This is a genomic window from Prevotella sp. ICM33 (genome assembly GCF_000517825.1).
Lineage (GTDB): Bacteria > Bacteroidota > Bacteroidia > Bacteroidales > Bacteroidaceae > Prevotella > Prevotella melaninogenica.
The window spans coordinates 32065-47909 of the sequence record NZ_JACD01000072.1 but is presented as its reverse complement, the minus strand read 5'-3'; the positions used below and the strand labels follow the sequence as shown (position 1 = coordinate 47909).

The 15845-nt window shown below is 38.9% G+C and carries 10 protein-coding genes; all 10 read right to left on the bottom strand.

Annotated elements, in window-relative coordinates; all coding sequences use genetic code 11:
• Nucleotides 1–206: 206 nt before the first annotated feature.
• The 10 genes from HMPREF1505_RS08895 to HMPREF1505_RS08850 all read right to left on the bottom strand — a co-directional run bounded on the left by HMPREF1505_RS08895 (nt 207) and on the right by HMPREF1505_RS08850 (nt 15184).
• Nucleotides 207–800 (bottom strand): YigZ family protein, encoded by a 594-nt coding sequence (locus HMPREF1505_RS08895; RefSeq protein WP_013265280.1) that lies wholly within the window; start codon nt 798–800, stop codon nt 207–209.
• Nucleotides 801–821: 21 nt separating this feature from the next.
• The gene (locus tag HMPREF1505_RS08890; RefSeq protein ID WP_036924761.1) at nt 822–2069 is read right to left on the bottom strand and encodes a DUF1015 domain-containing protein; all 1248 of its coding nucleotides are present in this window, start codon (nt 2067–2069) and stop codon (nt 822–824) included.
• Between the two features lie 88 nt (nt 2070–2157).
• The gene (locus HMPREF1505_RS08885) at nt 2158–3075 is read right to left on the bottom strand and encodes an NAD(P)-dependent oxidoreductase (RefSeq protein WP_036924759.1); all 918 of its coding nucleotides are present in this window, start codon (nt 3073–3075) and stop codon (nt 2158–2160) included.
• A 90-nt stretch (nt 3076–3165) separates the two neighbouring features.
• A complete protein-coding gene (gene serC, locus HMPREF1505_RS08880; RefSeq protein WP_013265365.1) occupies nt 3166–4236 on the bottom strand; it encodes a 3-phosphoserine/phosphohydroxythreonine transaminase in 1071 nt (356 codons plus the stop codon).
• A gap of 209 nt (nt 4237–4445) precedes the next feature.
• Nucleotides 4446–5759 (bottom strand): DEAD/DEAH box helicase, encoded by a 1314-nt coding sequence (locus tag HMPREF1505_RS08875; protein ID WP_036924757.1) that lies wholly within the window; start codon nt 5757–5759, stop codon nt 4446–4448.
• Nucleotides 5760–5761: 2 nt separating this feature from the next.
• On the bottom strand, nt 5762–6910 hold the full coding sequence (locus tag HMPREF1505_RS08870; protein WP_226893200.1) for a hypothetical protein: 1149 nt from the start codon (nt 6908–6910) through the stop codon (nt 5762–5764).
• A 53-nt stretch (nt 6911–6963) separates the two neighbouring features.
• Nucleotides 6964–8076 (bottom strand): hypothetical protein, encoded by a 1113-nt coding sequence (locus tag HMPREF1505_RS08865; protein WP_036924753.1) that lies wholly within the window; start codon nt 8074–8076, stop codon nt 6964–6966.
• A gap of 82 nt (nt 8077–8158) precedes the next feature.
• On the bottom strand, nt 8159–9421 hold the full coding sequence (locus HMPREF1505_RS08860) for a hypothetical protein (protein ID WP_013265160.1): 1263 nt from the start codon (nt 9419–9421) through the stop codon (nt 8159–8161).
• A gap of 230 nt (nt 9422–9651) precedes the next feature.
• The gene (gene gyrA, locus HMPREF1505_RS08855; RefSeq protein WP_036924752.1) at nt 9652–12231 is read right to left on the bottom strand and encodes a DNA gyrase subunit A; all 2580 of its coding nucleotides are present in this window, start codon (nt 12229–12231) and stop codon (nt 9652–9654) included.
• 196 nt (nt 12232–12427) lie between these two features.
• On the bottom strand, nt 12428–15184 hold the full coding sequence (locus tag HMPREF1505_RS08850) for a TonB-dependent receptor (protein ID WP_036924751.1): 2757 nt from the start codon (nt 15182–15184) through the stop codon (nt 12428–12430).
• Nucleotides 15185–15845 lie beyond the last annotated feature (661 nt).

Below are 15845 nucleotides of genomic sequence, written 5' to 3'. Positions count from 1 at the left end.
AGTAAGACCCCAATAGGGCATCTATTACAAGCCAATTAGGCATCTTTTAGAAGCTAAAAGGACATGTTTTGATTTTAATGAGTGCAAAATAGTTTACAATAACAAGTTAATAAAATACTTTTTATTCGATTATTTTTATTAGCTCAATTACTCTAATATGTCCAATTAGCCTAATATGCCTAATTAGCCAAATAATCTCCAAAAACTTATTCAAATGATAGTTTCTTCAGTCGGGTACGTAGTTCTTCTGCTTGCCCTTTTCTAATAGAGAGAACAACTTCGCAAGTATTGTCAAATACTTGATTAATAATGCGAGGATTCATTTCCTTAATGATTCGCATAACATCATTCATCATCGGATAAGTAAATGTATATTTCACTTCCTCTTCAATGAATTTTTCTTCTATCTCGCTATTTGATAATGCATCTGCTGCAGCCTCACGGTAGGCAACAATCAAACCACCAGTACCGAGGTTTATACCTCCATAATACCGAATAACACAAATGAGTGTATTTGTTAATCCATAACTGTCAATCTGTCCAAGAATAGGCTTACCTGCTGTTGAAGACGGTTCACCATCATCATTTGCTCGGAATTCAGTACCATCAAAACCTACTCTATAAGCATAGCAGCAATGGCGAGCATCATAATACTTCTTTCGATATTCTTTTACTATCTCTAACGCCTCTTCGACAGAATCAACATGATGCGCAAAAGCGAGGAACTTACTCCGCTTTTCAGAGTAATATCCCTCGCTAATCGCTTTCTCTTTTATTGTCTTATATTTATCGCTATCCATTCATTAAATGTTAATCTTGTATCAATCCAGCTTATGGATGACAAGACCAGAACGAAGTTTTGGTTCAAACCATGTAGCCTTAGGTGGCATAATCTTTCCACTATCAGCAATATCCATAATCTGCTGCATTGATACAGGATAGAGTGCCAACGCCCAACGCATTTCACCACTATCAACACGACGCTTCAGTTCTCCAAGACCACGCAGACCACCAACGAAATCAATACGTTTGTCTGAACGGAGGTCTTTAATGCCCATTAGTTCGTCTAAAATCAGTCGACTTGAGATGTCAACATCAAGAACACCAATAGGGTCATTATCATCGTATGTACCAGGTTTAGCAACCAAGCTATACCAGTTGCCGTCGAGATACATAGAGAATTCATGCAACTTTGTTGGGCGATATTCATCTTGTCCTTTCAACTCAACAGTAAAGTTCTTCTCCAAAGCTTTTAAGAACTCAGCAACTTCCATGCCATTTAAATCCTTGATAACACGATTATAGTCAAGAATCGTTAATTGACTTGCCTGGAAGCATACTGCCATAAAGTAGTTATACTCCTCGTCACCCTTATGATTTTCGTTGTTCTTAGCCTTCTCTGCACCTACTAAAGCTGCTGCAGCAGAACGATGGTGTCCATCTGCAATATAAAGACTTGGCATCTTCTTAAACTCTTCAGTTATAGTCTTGATGTCAGCTTCATCTGTAATAACCCAGAACTGATGTCTGAAACCATCATCAGGTGCAACAAAATCATATTCAGGTTTTGTTGCAGCATATCGAGCCAACAAAGTATCAAGTACCTGATTATCAGGATAAGCAAAGAACACTGGTTCAACATTAGCATTACAAATGCGAACATGTTTCATACGGTCTTCTTCCTTATCTCTACGCGTTAACTCATGCTTCTTAATATTACCTGTCAGATAATCATCAACATATGCTCCAACAACAAGACCATATTGAGTCTTGCCATTCATAGTTTGTGCATAGATATAGTAATGCTCCTTATCGTCTTGGACTAACCAACCTTCATCTTGGAACTTCTGGAATTGTTCAACAGCACTATTATAAGCTCTTGGATCATATTCACTTGTGCCAACTTCAAAGTTGATTTCTGGTTTGATGATATGATATAAACTCTTCTCGTTGTCACCAGCTTCTGCACGAGCTTCTTCAGAATCCAAAACATCGTATGGACGACTTGCAACAGACTCAACCAAGTCCTTTGGAGGGCGGATACCTTTAAAAGGTTTTATTACTGCCATAGTGTTAGTTTTTAAATAAAAATAAAAGGATTAAAAGTCACAACCTCACTTAGTAGATTAAGACAATCAACCCTTATGTATTAGAAAGTTATTTATTTACTTGGAATTTAGTATCACCTGTAGCAAAGAAAGCATTAATCTGCTTTGCTGCAGCAATACCAGCATTATTATTAGCTTCAGCTGTCTGTGCACCCATCTTCTTAGGAGTAGAGAAATAACGTCCTTCAAATTTCTTGAATTCAGCATCAGCATCAGGCATAATATCAGTCACAAACTTCAAGTCTTCACGCTCAGCCATCAACTTCAGAAGTTCCTCCTCATTGATAACTTCCTTGCGGGCAGTATTAATGAGAATACCCTTCTTTGGAAGAAGATTGACTAAACGATAATCAATACTCTTAACGGTCTGTGGAGTTGCAGGGATATGGAGTGACAAAACGTCACAAGTCTGGAATAATTCATCTTGTGTCTTACAAGCATGAACACCCGCTGCTTCAATAGCCTCTGCTGGGCAGAATGCATCGTATGCGTACACTTCCATACCAAAGCCTTTGGCGATACGAGCTACATTACGACCAACATTACCGAAAGCAAGAATACCAATTTTCTTGCCCATCAATTCGGTGCCTGCCTTGCCATTATAGAAACTACGTACAGCATATACCAACAAACCAAATACAAGTTCAGCAACAGCATTAGAGTTCTGTCCAGGAGTATTTTCTACAACAACATTCTTCTCCTTTGCATAGGCTGTATCAATAGAGTCATAACCAGCACCTGCACGAACAACTATCTTCAACTGTTTAGCTGCGTCAAGTACTTCTGGTGTAACTTTATCAGAGCGTACAATCATTGCATCAGCATCTTTTACTGCTTCAAGCAATTCAGCTTTCTCTGTATATTTTTCAAGCAGAACAACCTCATGTCCTGCATTCTTAAGTTCTGTTGTAATACCTTGCACTGCAGATGGTGCAAATGGTTTTTCAGTTGCAATTAAAACTTTCATAGCCTTAATGTTTGGGTTAGATATAGTAAAGTTATCGTTTAGACTCAGCAGGTGGCATGTACACCACTGCTAAGTCTAATCTTTATATATTTAGTGTTTAGCTTCAAACTCCTTCATTGTTTCAACAAGGGCCTTGCAGCCTTCAACTGTCATTGCGTTGTAGCAGCTTGCACGGAAACCACCAACATCGCGGTGTCCCTTGATACCAACCATTCCTCTTTCAGTAGCGAACTTAAAGAACTCATCTTGCAATTCTGCATACTCATCGTTGAGAACGAAGCAGATGTTCATGTAAGAGCGATCTTCCTCACATTTAACTGTGCCACGGAACAACTTATTGCGATCGATTTCACCGTAAACAATATCAGCACGCTCCTTAGCAAGTTTCTCCATTGCTTCTACACCACCATTTGCTTTAATCCAACGAAGGTTCTCTAAAGCTGTATAGATAGGTACTACAGGAGGAGTATTGAACATAGACCCCTTCTTGATATGTGTACGATAATCCAACATTGTTGGGATTTCACGTTGTACACGACCAAGAACTTCATCCTTAATAATGATGAATGTCACACCCGCCATAGAAAGATTCTTCTGTGCACCACCATAGATGCAGTCGTACTTAGAAACATCAACTGGACGGCTAAAGATATCTGAAGACATATCACCAATCAAACGAACTGGTACATCTAAATCTTTGTGATATTCAGTACCATAAATTGTGTTATTGGTAGTGATGTGCAAATAATCCAAGTCTGTAGGAACATCGAAGTTCTTTGGAAGATATGTATAGTTTTCATCTGCAGATGAAGCAACTTCAACAACATCTCCAAACAACTTAGCTTCCTTCATGGCCTTCTTTGCCCAAACACCAGTATTCAAATAACCAGCCTTCTTTACCAAGAAGTTGAAAGGAATCATGCAGAACTCAAGTGATGCACCACCACCCAAGAAAAGCACTGAATAGCCCTCTGGGACATTTAACACTTCCTTTACTAAAGCCATAGCTTCGTCCATTACTGGCTGGAAATCCTTTGAACGATGGCTGATTTCTGCAATTGAGAGACCAATTCCATTAAAATCTAAAATGGCATTTGCCGTCTTTTCGATTACTTCACGTGGAAGGATACATGGACCTGCACCAAAATTGTACTTTTTCATCTCGATTGTTTAGTTTAAGTTTGACTTATGTTTTGTAGTTATTATCAGTATTAAATATTGTAATAGGTTTTTATGGTCTACGATGCGAAGATACGCTTTTATTTTTATACTTCCAAATAAAACATCATTTTTTTTATTTGCAAGATAGTATGTGTTTTATACACGTGGAGAGGGATGTTAAAGAAAAAGGTGACACATTGTATAATGTGTCACCTTACCTCTTCCACAACGGTACGAATACCCTTTATTTTTTCACCTTTAGTCAATGAAATTATTTCTTTAATCTTTGTGCGTGAAACTGCTACATAAGTAAAACGATCTTTCACATCAATCTTTCCAATCTCAGAAGACTTTAATCCACCTTTCTTACAAAGAAAGCCAACAATATCTATTTTTGAGATTTTATCTTTCTTTCCTTTACCTATATATATTGTTGCCATACGAGGCTGAGATGGTTTTGGTAAAGTCTCTGGTATCTTATATTCTTCATACTTATTGGTAACATACTCTGGCAAATGTTCTTCTGGACCAAGAATGAAGAAGGTTCTTCCTTCCTTATCCCAACGTGCTGTACGCCCTACTCTATGCACATAGCTATCTTCAGTTTCAGGGAAATGATAATGAATAATATTGTCAACATCTGGTATATCCAACCCACGTGAAGCTAAGTCGGTACTAACAAGTATTGGTGCAGAGCCATTAGAGAAACGATAAAGGGCAGCTTCACGTTCACGCTGGTCTAAGCCACCATGGAACCAACTGATTGTAAAACCATTCTCTTTTAAGAATAAGGCTGTACGTTCAACAGAGTCACGATAATTCAAGAATACAATACTACTTTTGTCACCTAAAGAAAGGAGAAGTTTCTTCAATACCTCAAGTTTATCCTTTTCGGGACTTGTAACTGTGTAAAGACGAATACGATCAGGAATATTCTCATCTTCTGTACGATAATCCAAATGAACGGTCCTACCCATTGATACAAAGTTAGGAATTGTTTCAGACTCTGTTGCTGAAAGTAGGATTCGTCTTTCTATATTTGGTAACTTACAGAGAATACTCATCATTTCGTCTTGAAAACCAAATTCAAGACACTTGTCAAACTCATCAATGACAAGCCACTTTATCGTTTCTGCATTAATATTAGCCTTATCAAGATGATCGTTTAAACGTCCTGGAGTTGCAAAGACTATCTGAGGTTTTACATCTCTCAATACACGATGCTCTTCCATTGTTGGACGTCCACCATATAAAGGCATAGAACGTAAGCCACTACCCATATCCTTAAGAACATTAGCTGACTGCAATGCCAATTCACGTCCAGGTACCAACACTACAGCCTGCAGTGCATCTGACGAAGCATCTAAGCGCTGAATTAATGGTAGGAGGTAAGCATAAGTCTTACCTGAACCTGTCGGTGACATCACTACAACATCTTTACCCGTATGCAATACTGCATCAGCCGTAGCCTCCTGCATTGCATTGAGCGTGATACCAAGTTTATTAAGAATATTATTATTCATCTTTATCTTTCCTTTCTCAACTTATCAATTTCATCGAATTCCTTACCCATATTCAAATTAAGGTAAATAGTATACAAAGGTGCTAACCATTTACTCTTAGCGGTAGGAGCAAGCTCTCTGTATTTCTCCATGTAGGGTTTAGAACGCTGATATAATGTTATAATCTTTTCCTTGTTGGCACGATACTTCTGCCTATCTTTATTTAATTCTATCGCTTGATTAAAATAGGCAAGTCCTATATTATAATAAGCATCAGCATAAGTGTCTTTATCTTTTATCAGCTGCTTACAAATCTCAATACATTCATTGTATCTACCAAGGTTCAGCAATGCTGTACTTTTAGCAAAACGAAACAAAAGACTTGTGGAATCAGCTTTCAAAGCACGCTCCGTGATTTCTAATGCTTTTTGATGTTCTCCAATCTTAGCATAATATTCAACTAATCGTGGGAAGAAGAAGGCAAAATTAGGATATTGTTCGAAACCTGCTTGTAGAGACTTTACATACATGGCAGTATCCTTTTTTATCAAATATGCTTCAGCCTCATACTGCCTAACAAAGTTTAGCATAGAGGTATCACGCTCTGCCTGCTCTTTAAACTGCATAATCTTATCAGCATCACTAAGCTTATAACCACAGAACATAGCCCAATAAGCAGCATGTGGAATAAGAGCATCTTTCTGCATATAGTCATAACCTTCAAACAGAGGATAATTTGCTGACAGCAAGTAATCGCTATAATAATCAAAGGCCGTATTATAATCTTTCTTATGGATAAAATATGAACCTCCATTGAAGAGATTCGGACGAATAGAGTTTAGGAATTCTGCATGCTTAGCTCTATATTTAGCACGTACCCTTCCTTTAGCATCTGGTTGAGCATCAAGAGAATCAAAGCGTGACATTACATCATACAACTTCCTTGTTACAGTAAACAGGGCTGCCGTGTCATACTTTTGTTTCAAATATAATTTTTCATTTCCCTGCTCATATTGTTTTGTTAATGCATCACAGAGAAGGAGCCATATTTTACTATTCTTCTTAGAAGCCGAATCAACCAATAATCCACGAAGTGTGTTTTCTGCTTTTGTGAGTTCTTTTCCCGACTTTATTTGGTCACGTACTGCCTGTAATTGTTTCTTCTGTGCCATACCTGTAAGGGAAAAGAGCAAGCAGATATATATCAAAAATAACTTTATAAATTTCACTTTTTAAAATTTGTTACAAGAGGTTCAAGTTCTTCAGCCTTTATTTTATCATTCAATATTGTATAATCTAAATAGAGAGGACCTACCCAATCTACTCTATTCCTACGAGGGTCTTTTGCTCTCACACGTTCAAGATAAGTACGTGCTTCTGCAAAATATTTCATATACTCATTATCTGATACGTCTTCCTTTTTCTTTCTTCGTTCAGCAACAGCCTCACGTGCAGCCAATCCAACAGTATTCAGACATACACCAATATTATAGGCTACAGGAATGCTACTTGGGTCTATTTCATCAGCTTGCTTGTAAGCATCTATAGCTTCTTCCCAACGTTCAGCATGCATGGCAATTTCACCTTTAAGAATCCATGGCACTGCTGAATTTGTATTCTCTTCAAGGATTCTATCAATAAAGTCTTCAATATTAAACTTACGTGTAGGATTCTGATAGAACTTCATAATCCATGAGAAATAAGTCTCATTAGTAGGGTCAGTACGATAAAGTCGTTGTATTACAGAAAGATAACGCAAAGAGTCTTCCTCTGTCACCATCTTACTGTGCATACACTGAGCTTTAATTTCTGCTGCTGCCTGTGCCGTTTCATCGTATTGCATAGCAATATCAGCATATTCATCAGCTTTCTCTAAGTTGTGAGCTTTTAAATAATAATAAGCAATGTAATAAGCAGCAACACCTGACTCATCGATATTATCCTTTACCAATGGAGATTTACGAGCTTTTAGATATAATTGTAAGGCATCAAGTCCTTCATTTCTCGTATAACTTCCTTTGGTAAAATACTTACCAGCATCTATCAACATTGGATGCAGAACTGCAAGACGATTCTTGTTCTCCTCCTCAAATCTTGGGTTAACTTTCCCCTTTCGATTAGGCATTCTGTCAAATTCATCACTTTTCAATGAATATTCCACACCATCAACAACAGCATTGAAAATGGCTACAGAATCCCTATTCGAAAGTTTCTCTACACGGGTGAAAGCTTCTTTTGCAAGGCGATTAAAAGACTCTGCCTGCTGATATGCTTCTTGTGCCTCTGCGATATTCCAACTTGTAAAAATAGAAATAATCAGTATTAGTACTCTTTTCATCGGCTATATTTTAGTAACACAAAATCCCCTCTTATATGATTTAACCTAATAATTCATATAAGAGGGGAATATTAAAAACTATTTACTGCTGAACGCCAGCAATAGCTGCAGCTTCCAATGTCTCAGGAGCTTGTGCACCCTTTACGAAATAGTAGCAACCGTAAAGTGGGTAAGCCCATGAGCTCTTATGCTCTTTCATAACATCGAGATTCTTAGCTGTCTCGAGGTATGAAATTGCCTTATTGTAAACATCGTTGAACTGAGCACGTGCAGCTGGTGACAATACACCCTTCACAGCTGCTACACGGTCCTGTGCCTTATAGAACCAGCACTGACCGATTGATGCATTGATAGCAATCTTTGCATTATCATCCTTTGCCAATGCCAATGCCTTAGAAAGGTAATCAGCAGCCTTCTCGTATTCCTTCTTCTGGCTTGCGAACTGACCAAGCATTACCAACGCACCGTAGCTGTTAGGGTTCTTTGCAAGGGCAGCGTTTACGATTTCCTCTGCCTTGTTCTGCATACCAAGTGAGCTATAGATAGATGTCAAAGTTGTCAATACAGCATCATTATCAGGATCTTGAGCATAGATACCAGCGAGCTTATCTGCATAAGCTACAGAGTCTTGGCGACTATTAAGCTGTGCACCCATAATAGCCAACTGCAACTGCTTCGCATCCTTACCACGGTCCTTACTCTTTACAGCGTATTCAGCATATTTCTCAGCCTTTTTGTAGTCCTTATTCTGATAAGCATAATAAGTTGCGAAGTAAGCAATCTCATTCAAGTTTTCATCCTTAGACTTATCAAACTTTGAGAACATTGGCTCATCAGCAGAGTCTACGTAACGAGCAAGATACTTATAAGCATTTGCATCATCCTTAGCACCCTGATAGAAGATACCACCATTAATAAGCTGACCACGGAGTGGATAGAGCTCATCAGCAATACCTGTATACTTAGGCTTAACCTTACCCTTTGCGTTAGGCATATTGTCATACTTAACAATTTCCTCAGCAGCATCGAAAGCCTGACCTACAGCCTCGTAGAGACCTTTCTCATCAACAGCTTTGTTACCTTCCTTACCCATTTGCTGGTTAGTCTGGTTCTCAAGCTGAACACCCTGCTCTGCACTTACCTTTTTCATAGCAAGTTGATAGAGCTTGTCATAAGCCTTTGCCTTCTCAGCATTGTCTGTAAGCTGGCCGAGGTTAGCCTTAATGAGCTCAGCAGCCTCTGCGTAGCTCTGTGCCTTAAGGATTGCCTTCAGTGGCTCGCTGTCACCAGCGAATGCAGCAGATGTACTGAGTAACATCAATGCTGCGAACATTAACTTCTTCATATTAGTGATCTTTATTAAAAGGTTTATAATTCTATGTTAATTCTTAATTCATAATTCATAATTCATAATTATGATTACCGATGTTTCTATGAGCTTTGAAACAAGCAACTCGGTTAATTCATAATTCATAATTCAGAATTCATAATTATGATTACCGTTGTTTCTATGAGCTTTGAAACAAGCAACTCGTCAACTTGTCAACTCGTTTACTCGTCAACTCGTTAACTCGTTTACTCGAAATCAACAGGTGTCACCTCTGTATTATCTACTGATGATGCCTCTCCCTTGATATCCTCATCAGTGTTTGGGAGGTCTTCACGACTATCATCCTCAACCTGTGATTCCATCTCAGAGCTCATCACCTTACATACAGATGCGATAACATCATTCTTCTTAGCGAGGTTTATTAGGCGCACACCTTGTGTTGCTCGACCCATTACACGGCATTCGGCAACTGACATACGGATAACAATACCGCTCTTGTTGATAATCATCAAGTCGTTATCATCAGTAACGTTCTTGATAGCAACAAGTTTACCAGTCTTATCCGTGATATTCAGCGTCTTAACACCCTTACCGCCACGATTAGTTAATCGATAGTCCTCTACCTGTGAGCGCTTTCCGTAACCCTCCTCAGATACTACCATAACCGTCTCGTTAACAGGGTCATTAACAACAATCATACCAACAACTTCGTCCTGACCATCTTCGTCCAAACGCATACCACGTACACCTGTAGACACACGCCCCATAGTACGGATATTTGACTCATCGAAGCGACAAGCACGACCATTGCGGTCAGCGATGATAAGTTCGTTATGACCATTTGTCAGACGAACGTCTACAACCTCATCTCCCTCATTGATGTTAATAGCAATCACACCATTGGTACGAGGACGTGAGTAAGCACGGAGTGAAGTCTTCTTAACGATACCCTGCTTTGTAGCAAATACTACATAGTGAGAATCGAGGAAGTCATCATCATCCAAGCCCTGAATACGCAAGAATGCATTAACAGAGTCGCCCGGCTCAAGTGAGAGCATATTCTGAATAGCACGTCCCTTTGAGTTCTTATCACCCTCTGGGATGTCATAACACTTCATCCAGTAGCAGCGTCCCTTACGAGTAAAGAACAGCATTGTCTGGTGCATTGTTGCTGGATAGATATATTCGGTGAAGTCCTTCTCACGTGTGCGAGCACCCTTAGAACCTACTCCACCACGAGCCTGCTCCTTAAAGTCTGCAAGCGGAGTGCGCTTAATATAACCAAGGTGACTAATAGTAATAACTACAGGGTCATTAGGATAGAAGTCCTCAGCATTAAACTCATGCTCATCAGGGATAATCTCTGTACGACGGTCATCGCCATACTTCTCCTTAACCTCCTGCAACTCTTCCTTCATCACTTCCTTACAACGCTCAGGGTTATTAAGAATCTCCTGCAAGTCCTTGATGGTTTGCATCAATTCCTCAAACTCTTGATGCAACTGGTCAAGACGCAGACCCGTAAGCTGTGACAAACGCATATCAACGATAGCTCTTGATTGAAGCTCATCGAATTCAAAACGCTTCTCAAGGTTTCTTTGTGCCTCTGAAGGTGTCTTGCTGGCACGAATAATACGTACAACCTCATCAATATTGTCACAAGCCTTAATCAGTGCTTCTAAGATATGTGCGCGCTCCTGTGCCTTCTTCAAGTCGAATTGTGCACGGCGGATGGTGACATCGTGACGATGTTCAACAAAGTACTTAATACACTCACGAAGGCTCAACAGACGTGGACGACCCGCTACCAATGCGATACAGTTTACAGAGAAAGAACTCTGTAATGCTGTCATCTTGAAAAGCTTATTCAGAATGACGTTTGCATTGGCATCACGCTTCACATCAACAACGATACGCATACCTTGACGGCCCGTTTCGTCATTAACATTAGAGATACCCTCCAACTTTCCTTCCTTCACGAGGTCAGCAATATATTCAATAAGTTGCTGCTTATTAACTCCGTAAGGAATCTCTGTCACAACAATCTTATCGTGGTTCTCATCGCTCTCAATCTCAGCCTTTGCACGCATTACGACACGGCCACGACCAGTCTCATAGGCATCCTTAACACCTTGAAGACCATAAATATATGCACCTGTTGGGAAGTCTGGAGCTGGGATAAATTCCATTAATCCATCAGTAGAAATCTCTGGATTGTCAATATAAGCACAACATCCATCAATAACTTCGCCAAGATTATGCGTAGGGATATTCGTTGCCATACCCACAGCGATACCATTACCACCATTTACAAGCAGGTTAGGAATCTTTGTAGGCATTACAGCTGGCTCACGCAGCGTATCGTCGAAGTTGTTGACCATGTCAACCGTATCCTTCTCGATATCGTCCATAACGTGCTCACCCATCTTTGAGAGGCGGCACTCAGTATAACGCATCGCAGCAGCAGAGTCACCATCGACAGAACCAAAGTTACCCTGTCCATCAACCAACTTGTAGCGCATATTCCAGTCCTGTCCCATACGCACAAGCGCACCGTAAACAGAAGAGTCACCATGTGGGTGATACTTACCAAGTACCTCACCGACAACGCGGGCACACTTCTTGTAAGGCTGGTTGCTAAAGTTACCGATACCACGCATACCGAAGAGGATACGGCGGTGAACAGGCTTAAAACCGTCACGAACATCAGGGAGGGCACGTGCTACAATCACCGACATTGAGTAGTCGATGTAGGAGCTTTTCATCTCCTCCTCGATGTTGATCTTCATAATTCTGTCCTGATCAATTGTCTGATTTTCGTCCATTATATATTTTTTCTGTTATAAATTTCTATCACTTTAACGAGCTCATCCCCATAAGGCTAAAATTGCTCACAATAGCCTTTATTTCCTTTCTGAGCCGTTTTCGTACTTTTTCAAGGTGTAAAGATACGAATATTTTTTGATACCACAAAGGGCTTATAACGAAAAAATGTTATCAAGACCTATTATTTTGAAGCGTTTATTTCTTTTTAGGATTTACATTAAATCGCCATGACAAGGATAACATCATATATCGTGGAATACTATTATTCCATGTTTCAGTTCTTCCTTGTGCGTTCATTAAGTATTGAGTATTAGAGAGCTGACGGAGTATGTCAAAGCCTTGCAACTTAACTAAAAGTTTCTTATTTATGAAACTGCGACTAAGTTGTGCATTCCATATCCAGTCAGTAGTATTCATCTCTGAGAGCTGATAACCACGGCGAGCAAACATTGTTAGGTCGGTTGTTAATTGTAGTTTCCAAGGCAAAGCTACCTGCACATTCACACCTATATTATAATCTCCTGCATGAATATTGCTAAATCCCTCACGCTGACTCTTGATAAGATAATATGTACCTCCGCCATGGAGTGTGAACTCATAGTTATCATCGAGACGATAATTTAGTTTCAAGACGTTACTTATCTTCCAGTTATTTACAATACTTCGTTGACTTTGTGTAGCCCCTTGTACCATTGCCATGTCAACGTTATGATTATAGTTAAAAGATGCTTGATTATCAATACTTAATTTCTCTTTTTTATCCAGCGAACGAGTATATCCTATTCCTAAATCAATGCGATAATTACCATTTACGCTAATGGGCTGAACGGTTGAAACACCTGTTTGTTTATCAAATACAAGACTATAAGCCACAGCATTATCCGTCTGATGATAACCCGTATTAATGTTAAGGCGACTATGTTTCTTTCCCTCAAATGTCTTACCACCTTCTATGTCATAATAATGAATATTACGAAGCTGCGTATTGCCTAATATGATATTCATAGGATTGCTGTCATCACGATAATTAACCATTGTTGTGAGGTCAGGTAATTCAGAATTCATCTTAGCTTTTATCTCCCATGCGTTACCCCTCAACCATATATTAGGTTCAAAGAATATACTCTGCCGAGACACATCGTGTCGTCCCATGCGTTGATAGTAAAGGTTGGCATGAGCTATACGAACAGGCAGATTTACACTTATCTCACACTTCAAGAGTTTACTATGCAAGTCTCTATAGCAGAAGTTAAATTGATGACTATTTTGATACTCAGTAAAGTGATATGTATTCCCATTATCAAGGACTGTAGCCAAGATGCTTGTGGCAGAGGGCAATCTATCGAACAAGCTGCTATCACGTCCAGAAATCTTATCAAGACGATAGAGTGGATTATCCGTTTTTATATAAGAATATGCGTAATTATACTCAGGTTGTAAGCTGATATTTCTAAAAGCCCAATTATAACTGATACCAGCTGATAACTTAAGGTTTTGATTAAGGCGGTTTATATATTGATTACGATAATCACGTGGAAGGCTATGCTGTAGATAGGTCAAATCCTGTAGAGAAAAGGTCTTTTGCGTGTTACGGTTATAATTGATTCCAAAATTCCACCTGATCATATCAGCTATGATACTTATTCCATTGCTATTTTTAAGGTTGAAATCTATATTCTTCGATTCAAGGCTATTTGCCGATAGCATACGGTTAAGTAGTGATTGATTATCAGAAGTCTCAATACTACTATTATTTAAGCCATGACTATGGGTATATGAAAAAGAAAGGTTATTAATCGTATAATATTCGTCTTTTTGGATACATAAATTGCTGCCCGCTGACCAATTTTCAGAACTTCCTAACGACTTATACCTGCTATGCTGATATGAATCTCCACCATACAAGAATGTTTGTTTAGATGAGTGAGACTCGTTGTCAGTATTTGTATGATTCCAAAGGCTACTAATATCGAACCAAGAAAAATCATTTCCTAAAAAGCGCATATATTGAGCACCAACCGTTTTAGTCGTCTGCAATCCACTCCCTACATCTTGTGGACTCCACTCGCCATTGAGTGCCGCTCGCTGATTGTCGTTAAGGTTGTTGCTATTGGCAAATATTCCGATGCGTTCTTTGTCAGAGAACTTTATGGCTAAGCCACGTAGCTTATATCTGTTGTTCGAACCTGCACCAGCTTCAACGTTACCCATATAGCCTACGGCATACTCCTTCTTCAGCTTTACATCCATCACATAGTTCTTGTCGCCCATATCACGTCCTGCCAACTTTGAAGCTGCTCCCGACTTGTTAAAAACCTTGATTTTATTAACCGTATAGGCAGGTAGATTCTCCAATGCCAACTTTGGGTTTCCACTGAAAAACTCTCGTCCGTTGACTAAAAGACTTTGGATATACTTGCCATTGACGAATATTTGCCCATCTTTGGTCAGTCGTGCGCCTGGCAACTTGCTGATTAGTGCATCGAGCATGCTCCCCTCTGCAAGGTTGAAAGCATCAGCATTATAAACAATCGTATCGCCCGCAACAACCATCTTAACCTTTGTAGCCTTTACGGTCACTTCTGCCAATTCGTGCGCCTTTGCCAATCGTATTGACTTTACAAATACAGAAAACTCTCGCTTACTCCTCAACGCAAAGTGCATATAGCCGTCCTCATACCCCTCAGCACTTGCCCGCACGATATAATTCCCAACCTTCGTCAAATTTTTAAACTGATAGAAGCCCGCATATTCTCCAGCCTCTGCAGGTGCGGCTATCAAGCTATCTATAACAACACTGTCTAAGGTCATCAGGTAAACCTTGGCACTTGGCACTCCAGCTCCTGTCATGTTATCAAGCACTCGCCCTTGAACAGGGATTGCGTCATCTTTTGCATGTACATTACTGCAGCAAAATAATAACATTAACAACAAAAGTAGTCCGTTTCTCATAAGATGCTTTTTAGAAATAGATTTATTTTTGATAAAGATTGTCCAATGTCAAATGGTGCATGCAAAGATAAAGAATATCTGATAAAAAAGCAAGGAAGATGTAAGTAGATTTCTATGTAGAAGTTTCTTTTATATACGTGTAAAGTTACGAACAAATCTTTGTGATTCCAAGAATCTATTACTTTAAAAAATGTTATTTTAAGTCTAACTTTTTGATATATCATGAGTTATCTTTTATTGAGCAAGTATCCCCCCTTATGTATACGGACAATTTATGGTTGTATTATCAGTTCTCAAAATTACAAATTACAAATTACAAATTACATTAAGGTCGTGGGGGTATGTCTGCCAGCAGCTAAGGAACAAAAGTTTATTATTATATATAATATATATTATATATAATAATAAAAATATTTATATTATAAATTATTATTTTATTCATTATAAAACTATCATTTTTCACCTATTCGGCACCATACGAAAAGTCTGATGGTCCTTAATGTAATATGTAATTTGTAATTTTGTAATCGGAGGAAAGTAGCAAAGAAGTTATATTACTGATTATCAATCAAAACAGAAATATTATTCTCACTCTCACTATTGTAAAAAGTTAGGTCTTAACGTCTTATACAAGAAATAAAATGATGTTTTTAGCCTATCT

Bases quoted from the DNA above. Each gene is read 5' to 3' on its own strand.
- HMPREF1505_RS08895 (WP_013265280.1), bottom strand. From the start codon at position 800: ATGGATAGCGATAAATATAAGACAATAAAAGAGAAAGCGATTAGCGAG.
- HMPREF1505_RS08860 (WP_013265160.1), bottom strand. From the start codon at position 9,421: ATGAAGAAGTTAATGTTCGCAGCATTGATGTTACTCAGTACATCTGCT.
- HMPREF1505_RS08890 (WP_036924761.1), bottom strand. From the start codon at position 2,069: ATGGCAGTAATAAAACCTTTTAAAGGTATCCGCCCTCCAAAGGACTTG.
- HMPREF1505_RS08885 (WP_036924759.1), bottom strand. From the start codon at position 3,075: ATGAAAGTTTTAATTGCAACTGAAAAACCATTTGCACCATCTGCAGTG.
- HMPREF1505_RS08875 (WP_036924757.1), bottom strand. From the start codon at position 5,759: ATGAATAATAATATTCTTAATAAACTTGGTATCACGCTCAATGCAATG.
- HMPREF1505_RS08870 (WP_226893200.1), bottom strand. From the start codon at position 6,910: ATGGCACAGAAGAAACAATTACAGGCAGTACGTGACCAAATAAAGTCG.
- serC (WP_013265365.1), bottom strand. From the start codon at position 4,236: ATGAAAAAGTACAATTTTGGTGCAGGTCCATGTATCCTTCCACGTGAA.
- gyrA (WP_036924752.1), bottom strand. From the start codon at position 12,231: ATGGACGAAAATCAGACAATTGATCAGGACAGAATTATGAAGATCAAC.
- HMPREF1505_RS08865 (WP_036924753.1), bottom strand. From the start codon at position 8,076: ATGAAAAGAGTACTAATACTGATTATTTCTATTTTTACAAGTTGGAAT.
- HMPREF1505_RS08850 (WP_036924751.1), bottom strand. From the start codon at position 15,184: ATGAGAAACGGACTACTTTTGTTGTTAATGTTATTATTTTGCTGCAGT.